The sequence below is a fragment of the uncultured Nitrosomonas sp. genome, assembly GCF_902826915.1.
Classification (GTDB): domain Bacteria; phylum Pseudomonadota; class Gammaproteobacteria; order Burkholderiales; family Nitrosomonadaceae; genus Nitrosomonas.
In genome coordinates this window covers 22,659-44,415 of record NZ_CADEGP010000010.1, presented here as the reverse complement: position 1 = coordinate 44,415, position 21,757 = coordinate 22,659, and the positions used below count along the sequence as shown (strand labels likewise).

At 45.2% G+C, this 21,757-nt stretch carries 11 protein-coding genes; 2 read left to right on the top strand and 9 right to left on the bottom strand.

Annotated elements, in window-relative coordinates:
• Position 1: 1 nt before the first annotated feature.
• Positions 2-3,163, top strand: coding sequence for a CusA/CzcA family heavy metal efflux RND transporter (locus tag QZV86_RS03040; protein WP_295623911.1), 3,162 nt, complete (start codon positions 2-4; stop codon positions 3,161-3,163).
• 60 nt (positions 3,164-3,223) lie between these two features.
• Here QZV86_RS03040 and QZV86_RS03035 read toward each other — a convergent pair whose 3' ends face one another.
• From QZV86_RS03035 to purL, 3 genes are all read right to left on the bottom strand, one after another.
• Positions 3,224-5,188 carry a M1 family aminopeptidase gene (locus QZV86_RS03035; RefSeq protein WP_295623909.1) on the bottom strand — a complete coding sequence of 655 codons (1,965 nt, stop codon included), beginning with the start codon at positions 5,186-5,188 and terminating at the stop codon, positions 3,224-3,226.
• An 89-nt stretch (positions 5,189-5,277) separates the two neighbouring features.
• Complete coding sequence (locus QZV86_RS03030; protein ID WP_295623906.1) at positions 5,278-6,510, bottom strand: ChaN family lipoprotein; 1,233 nt, start codon at positions 6,508-6,510, stop codon at positions 5,278-5,280.
• A gap of 41 nt (positions 6,511-6,551) precedes the next feature.
• Positions 6,552-10,535, bottom strand: a complete 3,984-nt coding sequence (purL, locus tag QZV86_RS03025) for a phosphoribosylformylglycinamidine synthase (protein ID WP_295623904.1) — start codon at positions 10,533-10,535, stop codon at positions 6,552-6,554.
• Positions 10,536-10,621: 86 nt separating this feature from the next.
• On the opposite strand from purL, the gene QZV86_RS03020 reads away from it, so the two are divergent.
• Positions 10,622-12,184 carry an NAD(P)H-hydrate dehydratase gene (locus tag QZV86_RS03020; RefSeq protein WP_366925681.1) on the top strand — a complete coding sequence of 521 codons (1,563 nt, stop codon included), beginning with the start codon at positions 10,622-10,624 and terminating at the stop codon, positions 12,182-12,184.
• A 50-nt stretch (positions 12,185-12,234) separates the two neighbouring features.
• On the opposite strand, the gene QZV86_RS03015 is transcribed toward QZV86_RS03020, so the two are convergent.
• The 6 genes from QZV86_RS03015 to QZV86_RS02990 form a co-directional block, all read right to left on the bottom strand.
• The gene (locus QZV86_RS03015; RefSeq protein ID WP_295623902.1) at positions 12,235-14,145 is read right to left on the bottom strand and encodes a GGDEF domain-containing protein; all 1,911 of its coding nucleotides are present in this window, start codon (positions 14,143-14,145) and stop codon (positions 12,235-12,237) included.
• A gap of 483 nt (positions 14,146-14,628) precedes the next feature.
• Positions 14,629-15,672, bottom strand: coding sequence for a ribonuclease T (locus QZV86_RS03010; RefSeq protein WP_295623900.1), 1,044 nt, complete (start codon positions 15,670-15,672; stop codon positions 14,629-14,631).
• A gap of 61 nt (positions 15,673-15,733) precedes the next feature.
• Positions 15,734-18,634, bottom strand: coding sequence for an EAL domain-containing protein (locus QZV86_RS03005; protein WP_295623898.1), 2,901 nt, complete (start codon positions 18,632-18,634; stop codon positions 15,734-15,736).
• An 11-nt stretch (positions 18,635-18,645) separates the two neighbouring features.
• Entirely contained in the window at positions 18,646-20,061 is a 1,416-nt protein-coding gene (locus QZV86_RS03000) for a hypothetical protein (RefSeq protein ID WP_295623896.1), read from the bottom strand.
• Positions 20,030-20,437 carry a hypothetical protein gene (locus QZV86_RS02995; protein WP_295623895.1) on the bottom strand — a complete coding sequence of 136 codons (408 nt, stop codon included), beginning with the start codon at positions 20,435-20,437 and terminating at the stop codon, positions 20,030-20,032. The genes QZV86_RS03000 and QZV86_RS02995 overlap by 32 nt, the downstream gene beginning before the upstream one ends.
• A 94-nt stretch (positions 20,438-20,531) precedes the next feature.
• Positions 20,532-21,302 (bottom strand): PEP-CTERM/exosortase system-associated acyltransferase, encoded by a 771-nt coding sequence (locus QZV86_RS02990; RefSeq protein WP_295623893.1) that lies wholly within the window; start codon positions 21,300-21,302, stop codon positions 20,532-20,534.
• Between the last annotated feature and the right edge of the window lie 455 nt (positions 21,303-21,757).

Here is a 21,757-nt window from a genome sequence, read left to right as displayed (position 1 = left end):
CATGATGGCTGCTATAGTACGTGCGGCATTAAACCAGCGTTTGTTGGTATTAGTAATTGGTCTATTGTTGTGTGTCGCTGGTGGATTTGCCGCAAAAAACCTGTCGGTGGACGCCTTCCCTGATGTCACCAATATACAGGTGCAAGTGGCTACGGTCGCCATTGGCCGTAGCCCAGAAGAAATGGAACGGTTAGTCACGGTGCCGGTTGAGATTGCCATGACCGGTCTACCAGGCTTGGTCGAAATGCGCTCATTGAACAAAAGCGGACTATCGCTGATTACCCTGGTTTTCACTGATCAGACAGATGTATTTTTTGCGCGTCAGCTAGTCATGGAGCGCATCATTGATGTCACACCTCGCTTAATACCCGGCATTACACCAGTACTTGGGCCGGTTTCTACCGGATTAGGCGAGGTCTATCAATATACCATCGAGCATCCAGACGACGGTACACGTGCTCTAACCACTGAAGAACTCACCGAACGCCGCACTATTCAAGACTGGGTAGTCCGTCCATTGTTACGATCAATTCGTGGCGTAGCAGAAATCAACTCAATGGGCGGGCACGTTAAGGAATATCAGGTCTATGCCAGTCCCAACAAGCTGCGACATTATAATCTGACACTGACGGATGTGGACCGTGCTCTGGCCAGCAATAATTCCAATGCGAGTGGAAATATACTGGCATTGCACTATGAACAATACCTGATCCGTGGTGTGGGTCTGATTGCTACGCTGGACGACATTCGCAACATTGTGCTCAGAGAAATGGATGGTGTTCCGATTTATGTACGTGATGTTGCCGAAGTTACTTTTGGGGGTGAAGTCCGTCAAGGAGCCAGTATCAAGAATGGCTATACCGAATCAGTTGCAGGTATAGTGATGATGCTGCGTGACGGCAATGCCAAGGAGATTGTTGGCAGGATTAAGGAAAAAGTCGCTGAAATCAACGATCGCGGGTTGTTGCCGGATGGTTTGCAAATCGTGCCGTTTTATGATCGCACCGAACTGGTGGATGGCGCGTTATCCACAGTACAAAATACTCTAATGCAATCTCTGATTCTAGTCATAGTAGTGCTATCGATTTTTCTGGGAACCATCCGAACCAGCATTGTCGTTTGCTTTACTTTGATTATCACGCCGCTGATAACTTTCATGGTGATGAATTACAACGGCATGCCCGCCAATTTGATGTCATTAGGTGGGTTAACAATTGCACTAGGTATGATGGTTGATCCCACCGTAGTCGTCGTTGAAAATATTTATCAGCGTCTCGGCCAGGCAAAAGACACAGGCCAGTCCAAGTTTGATGTCATTGTGAGTGCGGTTGCTGAAGTCGGCACACCGGTCATTTTTGGCGTGTTCGTTACGATACTTGTATTCCTGCCGTTAATGACACTCGAAGGCATGGAAGGAAAAACCTTTAGTCCACTGGCAGTTACAATTGCTATCGCACTGCTGGTCGCTCTTTTCGTATCATTATTAATATCACCGGTATTGAGTGATTATCTTCTGCAAGGTGGGGGTGAGCAAGACACAAAAATTGTTGCTGTCTTGAAAGGCGCGTACTTGCGTGTTTTTAATCTGGCCATGCACAATCAGAAAAAAACTATGGTTATCGCCATAAGTTCTCTGATGTTCGCATTTGCGTTGTTTCCTTTTCTGGGTACATCCTTTATCCCGATCATGAAGGAAGGCTCGGTGACGCCAGTGATTATTCGCGCACCTTCCATCTCATTGGATGAAGCTATCAAACTGGAAACAGAAGCAATGCAGTTAATCGCTGCAATTCCAGGAGTTAGGAGCGTAGTGTCTAAACTGGGTCGTGGAGATACGCCCGCGGATCCCGCATCGCAAAATGAATCCGACCCTATTGCCAACTTGGATTTGGAAGGATCGGGCCGAACTCAGGAAGAAATCGAGGAAGATATCCGTAAAGCATTGGAGGTGTTGCCTGGTGTCAATATCGTACTATCGCAACCGATTGCACAACGCGTGGATGAAATGGTCACTGGTGTCCGCTCGCAAGTAGCAATCAAAATATTTGGTGACGATCTGGAGCAATTGCGTAAGCTATCTGAGCAAGTGGCTCGTATTGTTAAATCGACAGCTGGTGCCAGAGATATCCGAATTGAACGCTTATCAGGACAGCAAGAGCTGACGATCAATATTGATCGCCGTGCCATTGCACGGCATGGTATCAATGTTTCAGACGTCAATGAACTGATTTCCACAGCAATTGGTGGCAAGGCCGTTACTCAGGTTTTTGAAGGTGAACGTCGTTTCACACTGCTGTTAAGATTTCCAGAGGAATTTCGCCATGATGTGGAAGCGATCAAGGATCTTTTATTAAGACCCGCCAAGATGACAGCAGAAGGTAAAATTGCACAAGGCGGTATGTTAGTACCACTCAGTGCTGTAGCAGAAATAAAAGTAATTGACGGCCCAGCGATTATTTCGCGTGAATTTGCCAAGCGCCGCGTTGTGGTGGGTGCTAATGTGCACGGACGCGATATGGGTGGATTCGTGGAAGAGCTACAGGAACGTACTGCTAATGAAATTAAACTACCTACGGGTTATTATTTTGTCTGGGGTGGACAGTTTGAAAATATGCAACGCGCAATGGCAACCCTTTCCGTGATCGTGCCGGTTACACTGGCAGCTATTTTCTTCTTGTTATTCATGTTATTCAACTCAGTCAAGCTGGCCGGGCTGATTTATCTGGTATTACCGTTTGCTTCCGTCGGTGGTGTTGTCGGGCTTTTTGTGTCCGGTCAGTATCTATCAGTTCCGGCATCAGTCGGCTTTATTGCGGTGTGGGGTACTTCCATACTGAATGGCGTGGTACTAATTTCTTTCGTGCGGGAGTTGCGAAATAAAGGCTTAACTGTCGAAGAAGCAGTCAGAAAAGCCTGTGAGCAGCGCTTCCGGCCAGTCATGATGACTGCGGCGACTACCGTGCTAGGCTTGGCTCCGTTTCTGGCGGCTACAGGGCTGGGTTCTGAAGTGCAAAAGCCCTTGGCCATCGTGGTCATATGCGGATTAACTACAGCAACGATGATGACCATGGTGGTCATGCCAATGCTGTATCGATGGTTTGATGATAAAACTGATGAAGTACCGCCAGCTCAAACCGAGAAACTATCTCCCCCGGCTGCGTGAAATCTTATTTCTGGTCCGCTGTAAGATACCGATTACCGGCTGTTGCGTTCAATACGTATATCATTCAACCGCTACCTTTTGCACCTGTATGGGCCAAACACCTTTCTCTATTGCTTGCCGGCCATCAAACGCAAGATAACTTTGTCGTCCGTAATGTGGTAGCGGTCGGATCAAGGCTTCGAGTGATGCAGCATCTTGAGCGGAGATAACCGCCAATGATGCTTCTTCATCACGAGCTAAGGTCCAGACTTGCGCAGTACCCTTGTTATTGATTTCATCTGGCCTGGCGGACAGCTGGTTAGCAGCAAGCCAGGCATCAACTTCCGATTCCAGGCCGATAACCAGCGTAGGCGCCGTGGAAAGTGGTTCACGCAGCGCAGCGATTTGTGGTTTGCGGCCTTGCAATTTATCCGCAAGAATTTCAGCAATTTTACGAATCTCGGCTTTAGCAGATAATAAAACTGTCTGCGTAGCGGCGTTAACCATCACTTCGCGCAGGATTGGTGGCGCTTCATCAAGCGCCAGTTGGCGAAATAGGCGCAAATCCGGGTCCAGCGAAACCGATAATGGTTTATCCGTTAATTTCAGCGTAAAAATCTGCTGTTCTTGATGCGAATCAAGTATGTGTGTTGTTGTACCCTGTGAATTTTCAATTACTACTGGAACGCGCAATTGATACGCTGGTCCGGATTGTTTCAGAGTAATTGATAATTCATAACCGGAATCTATCGCAATATTTTTTACCTCACTGATCGTAATAGCCGGCGCACCGGTACGTTCCAACCATTGAGAAAAAAATGGTTGGAGATTCTGTCCCGAAATCATCTCAAATACTTTCTGCAACTCTTGCCACGAAGTAATTCTAAAGCGCTGCACTTTCCACATCCCCTGGATGCCGCGCTGAAAAACCATGTCACCTAGATGATCCCGCAGCATAAAGAAAAACATGGCAGCTTTGTTATAACCGACAATTTTGGATGCACCATGCGTACGTGAAGTAAATGCTGTTAATGGGGCATCCTGACCTGGTTGCAATGCGGCAAAGTCACGTACCCACCCTAATCTCATTTCACGTGCAGCTTCGCTGCTTTCCTGTTCTTTATAGGTATAATCGGCCATGAATGTGGTCAATCCTTCCGACCAGTTGCCACTCGAATAGTCTGGATAAACCCCATTACCCCACCAATTGTGCAACACTTCGTGACCGAGCGAAGTATCGCGGATAAACGGCAATCGCAACACATCAATGCCAAGATAAGTCAATGTAGGCATACCAAATCCGGTCGGCGTAGGGCTCGAAACCACACTGAATTCAGTGTAGGGATATTCGCCAATCCAGGATTCGTAGAGATTCAAATAGCGCTTCACCGCATCCAGATAATCCTTTGATAAATTACTAATTTGTGGATGAAAGTAGGTGCGTAATTGAATTGGTTTGTGATTAACACTCTGGTGAGTCTGTGTTTCAATCACATACGGTCCTGTCATCAGATCAATCCCTTCGGTTGGATGAAAAAATTCAAAAGCAGCGTAATAACCTTGCTCCGATTCACTTTCTTTCATCAATTGGCCTGCCACCAAGCCTTTCTGACCGCTCGGCAGTTCAATGCTGATCTTATATCGCGCCAAATGTCCAACTATGCGCGGATACCAATTCGATCCATCCGGTAAAAACGAACCAGATTCACCACTTACCGCGACCGGCTTTCCTAATGTCTGCTGATGATCCAGAGAAGTATCCAGTGCAGCCAATGTCCCTTTCCACTGTATCAGAAACTGGATTTGATTCCTGAAATGAACCGGAATGTTCCAGATATGCATTTGATTGATTTGCTCACGGCCAACGCCCAGTGGCCCATCATTAAACTCCGCTTGAGTCACTTCATAGGCCGCTCCCAGCATCAATTGCAACTCTCGTGGATTGTGAACGGTAATAAGGCTTTTTCCTACGATGGTGCGATTTACAGGGTCAATTTTTACCGTGATATCGTACTCGACGTCATTAAAATTCATTGGTACAGGCATCGACAATACCTGCCCTGACACAGAGTAAAAAAACAGAAATAAAAAGCAACTTTTAATTAAACTATCAACTGTCATAGATTGAAATAAAATTAAAGATTCAAAGTAGGAAATTTTGCAATGACTAGCACTTCTATACCATCTCGCTCGATTTTGATCGGCAACCAGGTTCCGGGCGCTTGCCGTTTTACAACATTAATCACATCTTCGGTAGCTTTGATCGGCACACCGGCCATTTCCAGAATTACATCTGAAGCCATGAATTCCGCAGCTTCGGCAATGCTATTTTTCTCGACTTGCAGCACCACTGCTCCGCCCCGACCCATTTCGTAGCGTATTCCCAAGCGCTGAAATTGCGGTCTGAAAGACTCAGAAACATGCGGCAACACGCCAAAAACAGCGTCAGCAACACCTTCAACTAACTGCTTACAAGATTTACTGCTATCCCACGGTAACAATGCAATAACATTCTGGATACCTAGGTCATGTAGTTGATGCGTCACACCAAAACCGTGCAGCACATGGCCCGTACCCATAACCCCCACAACCAGCGGTTTTTCCGGATCGGTAGATTCTGTTGTGGCTTGTTGCAGTACCTGGGCCATGGCACGATCCCATAATTGTTGCCCACCGATAAAACGACGGAAATCCGGATCATCTGGTGTAATTTCGCCTGTTTTCTTGTCTTTGCGGTCATGTTGCTTGTAAATCGGCAGTAAAAAATCCATATACGCCTGACTTGGCTCCGCCGGACGCGTCACCCCTTCTCGTTCTTCCAACGGAACGCCATAAAAGCCCTTTTCTGCCACTTGATGGCGCAATTTTGTTTCAATATTCAATGCGACCATTGGGATACGATTCATCCGCGCAAAATGAAACAGAGGTAAATATAGATTGGCATCCGTATTCCAAACCCGATCCCACTCAGCTGCACGAAGGAATTCCTTTTCACCCAGCTCGCCGGCAATCCATTTATCCAATGCTGCTTGCACGCGACGTGGGAACATCTCGAATCCAATCACCATATTGGGGCGCACGACGTGTAAAGCCACCAATGTTTGTAACTGCCAACGATGATGATCCGCATTGACATGCGTTTCGCCCAACAGCACCACCGAAGCCTTCGTTGCACGTGCGATGATTTCCTGTTGTGAGGTTTTACCCAAACCTGGAACTACCCAATCCCCCAATGGCACGCAATCTTTTGGTACCGGTTTTTTTGCTGGAGTAATGGCGTTTGCCAATGCGGTATTTACGCATAGACTCAGTAGCAAGACGGTCACGCTAATAATTCTGCTACAGCGGTTTACATTAAAATTTGCCATTTCTTTGATTATCCTGTTAACAGATTCATAAAATCAGAGGGTCATCCAACCCATTTACGTGCATTTCGAAACAAACGCATCCAAGGCCCATCCTCTATCCAACCAGAGCGAGCATCAGGATACCAGGAATGTTGCGTCACTCGAAATACCCTTTCCGGATGCGGCATCAACACATTAAAACGTCCATCCGAGGTAGTCAATCCGGTGATGCCTTGGAGCGATCCATTCGGATTATCAGGATACTGCTCGGTTACTTGTCCGTGGTTATCTACAAATCGTAGGGTCACTAAGGATGCAATGTTTTCAGACTGACCGGAAAATTCCACCTTACCTTCACCATGCGCCACCGTGATCGGCATTCGGCTTCCGGCCATGCCATCAAAAAATAGCGATGGACTGGGTTGTACCTCCACCATGACAAAGCGCGCCTCAAATTGCTCCGATAGATTGCGTTTGAAGCGCGGCCAATGCTCTGTACCTGGTATGATCTCATGCAGATTACTCATCATTTGGCAACCGTTGCACACCCCGAGTGCAAATGTATCGCTGCGCTGAAAAAATGCTTCGAATTCTTCACGTGCGCGTGGATTGAACAAAATTGATTTAGCCCAGCCTTCACCCGCGCCCAGCACATCGCCATAGGAAAATCCGCCACATGCAACCAATCCCATAAAATCTTTTAATAACAATCGACCTGACAGGATATCGCTCATATGCACGTCGATCGCGGCAAAACCAGCATGATCGAAAGCCGCCGCCATTTCCACATGTCCATTCACGCCTTGCTCACGCAATATCGCCATACGCGGACGCACTCCCGTTTGAACGAAAGGCGCAGCGATATCGTCATCAACAGCATAACTTAATGTAACCTGCAATCCTGGGTCATCCGCATTAAGAATCCGGTCATATTCCTGCTGCGCACAAGTTGGATTATCACGCAGCTTTTGCATCTGATACGTGGTTTCCGACCAGGCACGTTGCAAATCCACCCGCTTCTCCGCCAACACCGGCTTGTTATTGCGCATCAAGCGGACTTCATCGGTTTTATTCAAGTGGCCGATGGTGAAACTGACATCTCGCAACCCAGCCTCGGTTAACACCTGCAGCACCTCCCGGTGCTGTGTAGCTGCAATTTGAATCACAGCACCCAGTTCTTCATTGAAAAGTACCGCCAAAAGGTGTTCTAGGAAACGCCCCTCCAATTGCTCAGGTCGCAATTCCGATCCATCGATATCACAGCTGTGCGGATCAAAGCACAACTGATCCAGATTCACGGTCAAGCCAGTATGTCCGGCAAAAGCCATTTCACATAATGTCACGAATAAGCCGCCATCGGAACGGTCGTGGTATGCGAGCAGCTTGTCCATTTCGTTGAGCTGCTGAATCGCGTTGAAAAAATTTCGTAAGCGTTGTGCGCCGGTTTTGCCGTCAATATTCGGCGCAATATTGCCAACTTGCTTATACACCTGCGCCAATGATGAACCACCAAGTCGATTTTGGCCTTGCCCCAAATCAATCAGAATCAATTCAGTATCGCCGCAATCGGTGCGTAATTGTGGTATCAGGGTTTTGCGCACGTCCTTCACTGTTGCAAAAGCAGTGATAATCAGCGATAACGGTGCCGTAACTTCCTTGCGCGACCCCGATTCTTCCCAGGCAGTTTTCATCGACATCGAATCTTTTCCGACCGGTATGCTAATGCCTAGTTGTGGGCACAATTCCATACCAACAGTATGCACTGCGTCATACAATCCGGCGTCTTCACCTGAATGTCCGGCTGCGGCCATCCAATTGGCCGACAATTTAATCTTTTCAATTTTGCCAATTGATGCCGCCGCAATATTTGTAATCGCCTCACCCACCGCCATGCGCGCTGCCGCTTTGAAATCTATCAAAGCCAATGGCGTACGTTCGCCAATGGCAAATGCCTCCCCCAAATAGGTCTGATACCCCATGCTGGTCACCGCAACGTCGGCAACTGGGATTTGCCATGGACCAACCATCTGATCACGCGCTGATAGGCCGCCGACACTGCGATCGCCGATGGTAATTAAGAAAGTTTTATCGGCCACCGCAGGCAAATGTAGCACTCGATAGACGGCCTCGGTCAAATTCACACCCTGCCAATCAATTATCGGAAGTATTCGAATATGATGAGCAACGTCGCGCGTCATTTTTGGCGGCTTGCCAAGTAGCACTGGCAACGGCATATCAACCGGCGCTGTAAGGGATTGCGCATCGATTACCACCAATTGTTCGTCGCTCGTGGCTTCACCCACTACGGCGAACGGGCAGCGTTCGCGCTCGCAAATGCTTTGGAACAACGCCAGAGATTCTGGTTTGATCGCCAGAACGTAGCGCTCCTGTGCCTCATTGCTCCAAATCTGCATCGGTGACAAACTGGTTTCTTCGGAAGGAACATTGTGCAAATTAAAACGCCCACCACGGCCAGAGTCATGCACCAATTCTGGGAACGCATTGGATAAGCCTCCCGCTCCCACGTCATGGATAAATAAAATCGGATTCTCAATACCGCTTCGCGGTAGTTGCCAACAGCGATCGATAACTTCCTGCGCACGCCGTTGCATTTCCGGATTACCTCGTTGCACCGAATCAAAATCCAATGCTTCGGTATTGCTACCGGTATCCATGCTGGAAGCTGCGCCACCACCCAAACCAATCAGCATACTCGGTCCACCCAGTTGAATCAGCAACGAGCCTGCAGGGAATTTTTCCTTACGCACATGCAAATCTGAAATCTGGCCGACGCCACCCGCCAGCATGATTGGCTTGTGATAACCACGCATTTCTCCGCCCAGGCGCTCTTCAAAAGTGCGGAAATAACCCGCTAAATTGGGGCGTCCGAATTCATTGTTGAATGCCGCCCCGCCAATCGGACCTTCCAGCATAATCTGTAACGCTGATGCGATGCGTCCGGGCTTACCATAGGTTGCTTGATTATCGGTTCCATCGTACTCCCACGGTTGCACAAACTCCGGAATATTCAGATTGGATACCGAAAAACCGCATAATCCGGCTTTTGGTTTTGCACCCCGACCCGTTGCGCCTTCATCGCGAATTTCACCGCCGACACCCGTTGCAGCACCTGGAAACGGTGAAATCGCAGTCGGATGGTTGTGTGTCTCCACTTTCATCAACACATGCGTTTTTTCCTCGGCGTAACCATATGCTCGCTGACTATCCGGATAAAAGCGCTTTATTTTTGCTCCCTCAATGACGCTGGCATTATCGGCATATGCCACCAGCGTGCCTTGCGGATGACTTTGATGCGTGTTGCGTATCATAGCAAACAGCGATTTATCCTGAGCCTTGCCATCAACAATCCAGTCTGCGTTGAATATTTTATGGCGACAATGCTCGGAATTGGCCTGCGCGAACATCATCAATTCGACATCGGTTGGATTGCGCTGCATGTGCTGAAAATGATTCAACAAGTACTCAATCTCATCCAATGACAAGGCCAATCCCATATTTTGATTTGCCTGTAATAAAGCCTCAATACCACCGTGCATCACATCAATCGTGTTGAGCGACTGCGGCGGAAAATGCTGGAATAGTTTGGCGACATCATCAAATGAAGAAAACGCAGCTTCGGTCATACGGTCATGCAGCAAAGAAACGAGATGAGATTTATCATCAATCGAAAGTTGTGCGCTGCATTGGATATAATACGCAATCCCGCGCTCAATACGTTCAACAGTGGTTAAACCGCAATGCTGGGCAATATCCGTCGCTTTTGTAGACCACGGTGAAATTGTGCCCGGACGCGGCAAAACTAAAAGAAACTCGCCTGAATGGTATTCCTCTTCCTGCACCTGATTGTGGTTAAGTATTTTTCTCAGCACATTCAGTTCATTATCGTGCAAATTACGCGTCACCGAACAAAAATGCCAATATTCTGTATGAATGGCTGTTACTGGCAGATTGAGGGTTCTAATTTGATTAAGTAATTTCTCCAGACGAAACGGAGAAAGGGCACGTCCACCACAAAATTGGAGCATCAGAGAAAATAAAGCAATTATTTAAAGATTGCAATTTTACACGAGAAGATGTACTTATCGCTGATCATCCCGTGAGTGTGAGAAATATGATGACTGCTGATCCGATTTGGCTTACCGCAGAAATACGCGAAATAGAACACCTGGCCACCCTGCTGCCCGAACCTCCCCGGCTAATGGAAAAGGCAGGTCTGGCCGCCGCACAAATCATCCGCGACCAATTACACAAAAAACCTGGCCACCATGCATTGGTGCTCGCTGGCCCGGGCAATAACGGCGGCGATGCTTTCGTTGTAGCGCGGTATTTGAAGGAATGGGGAAATGCGGTTACTGTGGTTTTCAACGGCGACCGCAATATCGCTCCACCAGATGCTAAACAAGCCATGCAAGCCTGGATCGATACTGGTGGTGAAATTCTCACTGACATACCCGATAGCGATCCAAACTGGGATGTGGTGATTGACGGCCTATTCGGCATCGGCCTGGATCATTCTCGAAGCCGCCCCATCGAAGACAAGTATCGCGAATGGGTGGATACCGTCAATCGCATGAATGTTCCCATCGTATCCCTGGATATTCCCTCCGGTCTCGGCAGCGATAATGGCTGTATTTATGGCACAGCAATCCGCGCCAGTATCACCGTAACATTTATTGGTCTGAAACCCGGGCTGTTTACCAACTTTGGGTCGGAATGCTGCGGCGAAATAGTGTTGCGCGATCTGAATATTCAGTTACTTTCACTACCAGAACCTAATATATGGCTGTTAAATAAGTACCTTGCACAATCATTTCTGCCGCCGCCCCGCGCAGCGAATAGCCATAAAGGTTCATACGGTAACGTAGCGATTCTCGGTGGCTCTACCGGCATGATAGGCGCCGCACTACTGGCAGGCCGATCGGCATTGCATCTGGGCGCGGGGCGAGTCTATCTCGGTTTACTAGCCGATAACGCGCCACCGGTCGATCTTTCACAACCGGAATTGATGTTACGCCACCCGTCTGAGCTTTTCGCGTTGGAATGTTTGAATTGCCTAGTCATTGGCCCCGGTTTGGGACAATCCAAGGAAGCCTTGTCGTGGCTGGAACAAGCATTAAAGAGTAAACAGGTACTCGTGATAGATGCCGATGCGCTCAACTTGATTGCACAGCATCAAAAATTAGCTAAAAAACTCAGCCAGCGCAGCGCTTCCAGTATCCTGACTCCACATCCTGCCGAGGCTGCACGACTTTTAAATACCGACACTGCGACCGTGCAAAACGATCGCATGCATGCTGCGAATCAAATCTCACAACACTTCAATTGTTATACCGTGTTGAAAGGCGCTGGCAGCATTTGTTGTTTCCCGGATGGAAAGCGTTATCTGAATACTAGCGGTAATCCTGGGTTGAGTACCGCCGGCACTGGCGATGTATTAGCCGGATTTATTGGCGCACTGATCGCACAAGGTTTAAATCCTGATCAGGCACTATTGCCTGCGGTCTACTTGCATGGCGCTGCAGCAGATCATCTATTACAGCAAAATTATGGGCCGCTGGGAATGGTTGCATCAGAAGTTATCGGTGTGGCGCGATTGCTGCTCAATAAGTGGACTTCCCAAAACGAGTCAACAAGAGTGAAGAAAATAATATTGGCGCACAAGCAAGGCAAGTGATGTTCGGTCTACTGATATTTAGCCCTGGAGATTTCCGTAATTACATTAGATCAAACAGTGCTAACTGAATCTTTATTCTGGCTTTTACAATCTTCAGCGGCTGTGACAGTCTCTTCGGCTGCAACAATCTGATTCTTGCCATTTCTTTTAGCAAAATATAACGCTTCGTCAGCTCGCTTGAACAAGCTATCCTGTGATTCCCCCGGCTGCAATTGCGCAACACCAGCGCTAAATGTAATCAACAATCGATCATTTCCATGCAGAAAGAATTTCTTGGTTAAATAGCGCCGTATCCTTGCAACCGTTGATATCGCCGTTTTTAACCCGGAATTAGGTAACAAAATTGCAAATTCCTCTCCACCATAGCGTGATATTACATCATCCCGGCGCACAGTTTCTTTGACTGCCTCAACCAAGTATTTCAACGCGTCATCACCCACATGATGCCCATGCGTATCGTTTAACTGTTTAAAATTATCAATATCCAATAAAGCAAAGCAGAGTGTTCCCTCGCTGCGAGTTAACTGTACAACCTCACGTTTAAATGCAGTATCTAATCCTCGTCGATTCAATGCACCTGTGAGATGATCTTCTTGCACTTGTTCGCTCATTTCTTGCAATTGTATTTCAAGCTGATTGATTTGATTTTGTGCTTCGTCAATTTCTGCGCGCACAAATGCCAGATCATTGCGATGATTAAGCACATTATTTTGCACTTTTTTAGTTTCTTGCATTATCTCAGTAAGTAATTGATTTATATCTTCAATATTATTAGCTTTACTGATTCTTTCGGAATAACATTCTAATTTTTCATGATACCCACCCGTGGCATCTGAAAGTTCCTCAAGATTGGAAATTAGTGAGGCTACCATTTGCCGCATGGTTTCCCTTGTCTTGTTCAGGCTTTGCTTTACTTTGGCCTGTCTCTGTATTATTTTTTCGAGCGAAAATTCAGCTTGCGCTATTAGCTGCATATCCAATGGCTTAGACATGACTTTCTTCAGCTTGGAAATCTGCGTTTTAATCCACTGATCTTCCGACAATAATTCGCTTGTACTATCCATCAGCATGTTTAACAAATTAAGCAAGCCCTGCTGTATACTCGTTTTGTCTTCATTACCCAATTCTAGCCTAATACAAAATTTCCGAAAGCTGGCGATAAACTGCTCCATTGCTAGCTTACTTTGAATTTTTTTAACCTGCTTACCTAAAGATCTAGCTTCGTCTGCCAGAATCTTATCTGCAACCTGATTAGCAATAATTTGATCTAGAATCTGTGCCAGCAATTCTAACAACTGATCTGTATAGCTGCTGATTTCACATTCTTGCGCCAGAATATCTTCTTTGAAATGTGATTTTTGCATAGAAGAATTTGCACCTGATGCTGATATCGATATATTTTCGACATTACCTTCTGACTCTTGAAAAGCCCAATTCGAGGACTTCCACGACTGAACTAATGCCATTAATTCACTATGAATAAGTTCAGGACTGCCAGAAAATTCAACTAGCATCTGTTTTATTTTTTTTCTTTTATTTGCACTTTCAGAAAATTTCTCCGAACTAACGACATCATCGAATAAGCTGTTAATAACTTTTACCCAGGATGCTCCAGGTATAGATTGCGCAGTATCAATCGGTGAAGCAGTCGTGGTAGAACCTGTTACAGTCGCAACACATTTTATCAATACAGATTTATAACTATGCCAGTTGTTATCTTTGACAGCCTGCTCTAAGTTATTAACACAATTAAGTAGATTCGGCGTGTGACACGGAAATTCTTTCGCCAGCTCTAGGAGCATTTTTGCAGTAATGCCAGATAAATTATTATCTGGATTACCTGCGATTTTATTGTATAGCTTAAGATAATTTTCGGGAGTAGGTTGTATTTTGAGTATCGCAAGCTGCTTTAATGTCTCACGAGCGATCACGGATGGACTAGCATTAGCAAATTGATTCATATTACCACTCCATACCATTACCCGACTGAAACTCTAGCAGCATAAATATAAGCAATAACATAAGCTTAATGATCTAAAATTAACCGCTTACAATAAATTTCAAGTTTGTCACTCAATTACTCACAACCACCTGAATCCTTTTTGATACTAAATATCCGGACTAAACTCATCTGTTGTATATATAACTACGGGGTTCTGAGTATTTTTCATAATAATCTTACAAATAGAAAACCAATTTTCCTACCCCGAGAAGAAATATCTAAATGTTATTTTTTGAGCAGCAGTAACCGAAAGACCATCTGATTAACCCTACTTTATTTGGTATTATAAAATACGCACAGGATAGTAAACAGGAGAACTGACGACAATTATGGCGGTATTTCGCAATAAAGAAACATGCCTAAATCTAGTTTAATCTTCTGCAGATATCGAGATTAAACTGAAATCTGCCGTGGGTAATTTTTGCTTTTCCTTGGACGAGGGTTATTGCCCAATGCGATCAACCCGGAAAGTTTCTCCACAATTGGATTTTTCTTGCACTGGCGCATCCATGATCAGATTTTCAAGATCAGCACCTGGGATTAACTCAGCTGACAAACTCAACTGAATTTCCATTAGCATTCCTTGCCGATTACAATCCAGTTTAATTCGGTCTCTGGCAGCAGAACCCAAAACCACTCCCAAGCGATTGAGAAAATCTTCGGTACGTACCTGTTGATCAATCCTGCGATTCATAAAATAAGCCATGCCGGAATCATTAAATTGCCGAGCCAAATCAACAGATACATCAAAAAATTCACTCACTGACCAGTTTCCCTGACAGGTACCATGCTTATGCCACTGATGCCGCTCCAGACAAGAACCAGCTACCACACTGGGCATTACCTCGGCCAGTGATACTTGAGACGCGGCACCCAATTGAACGACCGGATAATCACAAAACTCATCTTCCTTCTTTTTTACTGAACCGCAAAATGCATAATTTTTATTACAGTTTTTTTTGTTCGGCCATAAACCATGTAACGCAAAATGCCTGGCTTGATAAGCATGCGGATCTGAAATTTTACATTCCGGTTTATCTGATTTAGTTTCACAGAAAGCAGGTTGCCAAGACAGTGCCAGCACATAGCTATCCGCCTCACCTGCAACATTACAGCCATTACCTCCCTCGCCACTTCCGTTAACTTTCGAGCTTTGGCCTGATAAATGTGCCTGACCACATGCCGCACCTACCCATCGCGCTTTAGGATTTACATTGGGTAAGACAACTCGATACCAGACAGGGTGATTTGGATTGATAACCTCGATAATCTCATACTGATTGCCCACCACAATTTGTGCATTATCCGGGTTGGTCGACTTATTTTTTGAAACAAAGGCTGGGCAAGACTGCTGTGCAGAGAAAATACCGGTAACCTTATCCGCAAATACGGGATGAATGAACAAGAACGCCAACACGGTCAGCAAGACCCGAAGAATCCTACGGTTGCGAAATCCCGCGCTGATATCGCTCCATTGATTTACCATTATTCTGGATAAATGTCTGTCGAATAAGCTATGACAATTGCTACGCCTGGATCATTAATCACTATTTCGTCAGAAATTGACTTGCAGGTGCTGGCTTCCCTATGTAATACCCCTGAGCATAATCGATATCCATTTTCTCTATCAAGGAAAGTATTTCTGCGCTTTCGACAAATTCAGCTGTAATTTTTTTGCCAAAACCTCTTGCAACACTGCAGAGTGCATTCACCAGAATAAGATCATCACTATTCTCGCTTAAGTTACGTATAAACGAGCCATCAATTTTGACAACCTCAACCGGCAATTCCCGCAAATAATAAAACGACGAAAAACCAACCCCAAAATCATCCAACACAAAGCCACATCCTAATTCTATAATTTCCACCATCAATCCGCGCGCTCCAGGCAAATCTTCAAGCGCTGCTGTTTCAGTGATTTCAAACATCAAACATGCCGGATCCATTTCATGCAATGTCAATTCTGCCTTAAGTATAGGCAACAATTCAGGGTCATTGAAGGCATGCGCAGACAGGTTAATCGAAAAATTAACTTTAAATCCAGCCTGGTAAATTTCAGCCACTTGCGCTATGGCTTTGCGCAATACCATATGATCAATTGCATGAATTAACCCAGTATGCTCTGCAGCGGGAATAAAGTCTGCCGGCGATAGCACCGTGCCATCGATGTCTTGCATGCGCAGCAATACTTCATAATGTGAAATTTCTTTCGATTTAACATGCATAATCGGTTGTAAATACAATATAAAATTATCATGTACATGCGAGTATTCGATCTTCTCTTTCCAATACACCAACGTATGAATGCGTTCGCGACTGCTGTCTTTATCCGAGAACAGGTACCAGGCATTCCGCCCCATCGCTTTTGCCTGATACATGGCAAGGTCAGCCGCCGCCAGCAAATCATGTATATTGGCGCCGTGTTCTGGAAATAAGGCAATCCCGATGCTGGCCGAAATTTTATGGGTACGATTATTGATTGTTAATTGTGCCAAACTCAGTTGATCCAGTACCTTCTTAGCGACGCCTATCGCCCCATTAGCATTAATTTCCGGCAAAATAATCGCAAACTCATCTCCTCCCAGACGCCCTGTAATGTCATCCGCCCTAATGTTTTGCGCCAGCATGCTTGAAACCATTTTAAGCAACGTGTCGCCGGCTTGGTGCCCACTGGTATCATTGATATACTTAAAGCGATCCAAATCAAAAAATAACAACGCACCTGGATGGTCATACCGTTCAGCCCGACTAAGCACCTGCTCCAACTCTTCACTAAAACGGCGCCGGTTATACAAATTAGTCAACGGATCATGATCCGCTAGCCAAGCTAAATGCCCTTCAACCCGCTTATACTCGGTAACATCCAGACCGACTGATAAAATTGACGGCTCGCCGGGAGAATTCCGGGGCAAATGAGAATGCAGCCAAGCGACATGACGTGTTGTTCCATCTTTACAATGTGTAATAGCCTCATGGCGCAATTGCATCCTTTGTCCGGCATGAACTTCTTGAATGTGGAAAAATAAGTCATGCAATTCATAATCCGGAATTAAGATATCCAGAAAAGATTTACCAAATAATTCACCTTCCGAATAACGAGTTAGCATTTCTCCATAAGCGTTTAATGACATAATTTCGCCGTCAGAATCCTGTGTTAATACGATCGCCTGCGCCGTATCTAGTAAATTCTTCACAAAATCTCGTTCTTTACTGAGTGCATTCTTTTGTTCAATAAGCATTGCGGTACGGCTTGATACTTCTTGCTGTAGTTTTTCCAGCTGCAGCGATAAAGACACAGCCGCTTCCGACAACGTATCGACCTCATCTCGGAAACGTTGCACACGACCTGTAGAGGCCAGCGATAAGCGGAATTTCTCAAACTGTCCATTGGCAAGAAGCGGGAGTACAAACGCGACATCTTTGAGCTTTGCCAATAGCCTGGTAAAAATAAAAAATAACAAAATCTCAGAGCAAATTAGCCCAAGCAAACCGATTAATGCAATTTTCCAGATTGAATCATGAATATTAATTACTGCAGCCGTAACATCCATGATGACAACCAAATGAGCTTTATCTAGCTCATATGAATTGAGTGGAAATACTTTTAATTGAAAATACTGATCATTCCGGTGAACCTGAGCGCCATCGCTCAGTGCAGTCATATCTTTATAGTTCTGAGCCGCCTTTTTGAGAATCTCAAGATTTCTTTCTTTGTTGGTCAGTGCTGAAATATAGATATTCCAATACAAGAGATCAGAATCGCCATTTTGTAAACTATCCGGCTCCTTGACCAACAACCCCATATCGGCACCGGATAACCGCTTAAAAGCTAAAAGCACATCCGCCAAAGAAATTCCCATGACGACGACACCCGCTTTCTTTCCTTCTACCAGCAAAGGCGCAACGATGTATTGGATACAACTTTCCCGGCAGAGTAACGGATTTATCGGCCGTTCGGATTGATTAACCTGACCCACCCAATCCGACAGTAAAATACCATCATCGATATTGGCAGCCAAACTATCCCAACTGGCGCTCAGTTGATTCGATGGGTTATAAAAATGAATGAATTCAACACTATTATGAAATTGCAGCAACGCCCAATGTGCATCAAAAGCATTGCTAATGGTTTCCTCGTCATTCATCAACAAAGCTTTTTTCATGCCATCCAGAAACGGAATCATTTCAGCAAGCTGATATAAATTCTGCGTAGTATTCTGGATCAAACTATTGACTTCTCTGGAATACCGCCGGTAATCATCCTCTCGCTGATTGTCAAAATTAGCCATCAAACTCAGATAGCTAACAAAACAAAACAGCATCACAACGGCCAGTAATATCAAACTGCTGCTGAATGAAATTTTCCATCTCAGGCTGCGGAACCTGCGGCCCTGATAGTTCGGTACAATAGACGCTTTTTCCAATTTAACCCCGGAATTAGTTTCCATCAGGAACCTGCCTAGAAACGATAAGAACCCAGAATCCCATAAAGATGCCAGTGTTGTTCTGTGTCTAAAGGCGATGGATTATCCAATCTTGATAGCCAAGCAGTTCCATTCACATAATGATATTCAGCACGCAGCATGAACGCCGGAGTAACATTCCAGCGTAAGCCTACGGTAATGTCTTTGGCAAAACGTGTATGAGATATTCCGCCAGAAATCTTTGCAAATTCACTTCCGTCTCGGTCAGATCGATCAGTAAATAGAGCATCATACCGTACAATACCTTCCCATTTTGGAGTAAAACGATATTCACCCTGGAAGTAATAACTCTCGCCAACGATGTCTATCCCGTTGAGTCCCCGGGGGGCTGGCGGCGTTCTAAAACCATTATTATAGTCGAAGGGACGTATCGCATATTCGGAAGTCAACGTCCACCGCTCTGCATTATACTGGGCAGAAAAAATCACTGGTGTGAACTGCAATGCACCTGGTCCCAAGGGATCATTCAATCGGTTATTAGGATCGTAGGATGTATTCAGCCATATTCCACTGATACCCAAACGAAGACGCTTGTCATTCGTCTCAAATATTCCACGACCAATATACGAGATTTCTCGATTTAAATGCCCTTTTCGTACATCACCAAGAAGCGAACTTTCAGTGTCCTTATCACCTACAACTGGCAACGTTATGCCAAATTGGGCAGAAAATGTACCCCAATCAACCACCGCAGTATCACCATAGAGTTGCACCGAATCACTTGAAAGCCCCAAATTTCGAGTGCGATCAAAATAGATCGACTGTGGCAAAAGAATGCTGGGGCGCGTAAACGCCACATCTCGGGTTTCATTATAAAAACCGAAGGGATTCTTCAATCGACCCACTCGAATACCAAATTGGTTTGCTTCGTGAGCATACAACTGATAGTCGAAAATAGCATAATCAAGGCGCGGCTCACCCGAATTTCCTTCACCAGCACGACGTGACAACACCTGCGCCGACAACTGCAGCCTCGGAAGCGGCCGCACCGAAGCATTGAATCCAGCTTCAGTCAAACCGAAACTACCACCTTTGTCACTATTTCCAAAAACATCATTATCGGAAGTTGTGATATAAGCCTGGCTGACAAAGCCATGAAACTGTAAATCCCCTGGGCGGTCTGTCGAACGTAACCATTGCATCGCAGTACTTACCAATCCGGTTTTTTCGGTAACACTACTGACCTCAGTCTCGGTAGCTTGAGCAAGTAAATCTGTACTTCTCAACCTTTCACTACGCGGCCTGATCAATTCAGATTGTTTTTGCGTTGGAGATTCCTGAGCTTGAGCAGAAACATTTCCAATCACAAATAACAAAATAACCCCCTTGGCAACCCATTTGGATGGATTGCCAAAGTAGCTATTTAATCTGGAGCACGTTAACATTTTCATTAATATTGGCTCTCCACAAATAACCTATCGCCCCTGGGGTATTGGCAACCTTATCAAGCATCTCTTCTATTGAATTAACTCTGACAGGCGCCTGACCCGTACCCGAAAATACTAAACGATCCCAGGTGGACCTTAACTGATAAGGAAATACATTCAGTTTTCCCTTCGAAACCGCTTTATGCAATTGATCATCATCGGACAATACGAATACCCGAATCTTGGTTCCATTCGGCCAAGTTTTCAGGCTCATACTAAAAATGGAGCGCAATGAGTTAGCCGAAAGCGCCACTTCACTGACATTCGGGTTGGTCACAATCTCAAAATGATCATTCGCCCTGGCATCAGCCTTAACACCTAAAAGGCCGACAAATATCACAAACCAAAAGTATGATCTGGCTCTTGACAAAAGGTAGCTTGATATTCGAGCTTGTATTAAAAGATGAAGTAAATTCAAGAAACAAGTCCCTAATTTAAGGATGTTCCATTAATGAGTAATGATTGAGGTTATATTCACCATTATCGGTCACAACCTCCCATGCGCCGCGGTGTACTTCATACATTCTTTCCAAAGCATCCTCTACTTTCACATAATAAGGCCTGCGAATACCGTGATAATCAACCGGGGGGCCAATCGGATTAAAGTTCAAACCATAAAAACCCATCAATTTATTTAGCGCAGGATCTGCTACCGACAACCAATGTCTGATGTCATATTTGACTGACATGCGCATGACGCCCGCCATAAGCACCAATCCAATACTAAGCGAAGAGCGACGATCAGAGGAACGCCGATCTTGCACTTCTCTTTTTTCCCCGTCGATTTCTTCGTTTTGCTTGCGACGGTCTCCCCTACGCCGATCAAACTGACTGACAACCAGGAAACGTGAAATTTCAGCAGTATGTTGGCGAGGCAACGCTTTGACATCACATAGCGTTGGATCCAGTTGTCCATACAACTGTACTGGCAGAAGCTTCTCGGGCCTGGATGAGTCAGGCAAAATCAGTCTTACGGTACCAATATATGCCTTGGAAGGACGATAACGCAAAAGAATGTGTGATGAGTGACTATCATAACTATCCATTTCCTTCTGATCCGGACACAGCATCGGATCAAAGCCAGGCAAACGTTGTTCAACACACAATACCTGATAGCGAATCCTATAAACATGCTCCAACAGCTCAGCGGTATCAGCGACAACAAGTTCAAAGAATTTCTGAAAGTTTTGATACAAATCACTCATAGAATCACCCAGTTTGGTTTTAAAATTTACCGTATCCACATTTAATTGAATTTTTCAAGCAATTCGTAATTACTCAAAAAATTAATAAGATAATGAATTGGTTAATAGCATGAGCTGACACCATACATCACATTTACGATATTTCATTAGTAATAAAACGCAATAACTACAGTGTATTTTCTATTTTACTGGCGCAATACAAACACTTTCCCATATCTACAAGTAATGCATATTCAATTGCACTGGTCATTTAAGTATATTTAAAGCGAATATTCAACTGGTCACTATCGATTTATCGAAGAAATTCACAAATGATTCAAGCTTGTGCACAATAAACAACATTTACACTCAGCGTAAAGAATTTTATCGAGATGGATTATCTAGTCGCCCCTGAAGTACTCCCAAGCATTTGATGGTAAGAATAAGTATTTTGTTTTTGCTGATCCTGTCGACCA

Excerpts from the sequence above, each read along its gene's own strand:
- QZV86_RS03040 (WP_295623911.1), top strand. The coding sequence starts at position 2 with ATGATGGCTGCTATAGTACGTGCGGCATTAAACCAGCGTTTGTTGGTA.
- QZV86_RS03035 (WP_295623909.1), bottom strand. The coding sequence starts at position 5,188 with ATGCCTGTACCAATGAATTTTAATGACGTCGAGTACGATATCACGGTA.
- QZV86_RS03030 (WP_295623906.1), bottom strand. The coding sequence starts at position 6,510 with ATGGCAAATTTTAATGTAAACCGCTGTAGCAGAATTATTAGCGTGACC.
- purL (WP_295623904.1), bottom strand. The coding sequence starts at position 10,535 with ATGCTCCAATTTTGTGGTGGACGTGCCCTTTCTCCGTTTCGTCTGGAG.
- QZV86_RS03020 (WP_366925681.1), top strand. The coding sequence starts at position 10,622 with ATGATGACTGCTGATCCGATTTGGCTTACCGCAGAAATACGCGAAATA.
- QZV86_RS03015 (WP_295623902.1), bottom strand. The coding sequence starts at position 14,145 with ATGAATCAATTTGCTAATGCTAGTCCATCCGTGATCGCTCGTGAGACA.
- QZV86_RS03010 (WP_295623900.1), bottom strand. The coding sequence starts at position 15,672 with ATGGTAAATCAATGGAGCGATATCAGCGCGGGATTTCGCAACCGTAGG.
- QZV86_RS03005 (WP_295623898.1), bottom strand. The coding sequence starts at position 18,634 with ATGGAAACTAATTCCGGGGTTAAATTGGAAAAAGCGTCTATTGTACCG.
- QZV86_RS03000 (WP_295623896.1), bottom strand. The coding sequence starts at position 20,061 with ATGAAAATGTTAACGTGCTCCAGATTAAATAGCTACTTTGGCAATCCA.
- QZV86_RS02990 (WP_295623893.1), bottom strand. The coding sequence starts at position 21,302 with ATGAGTGATTTGTATCAAAACTTTCAGAAATTCTTTGAACTTGTTGTC.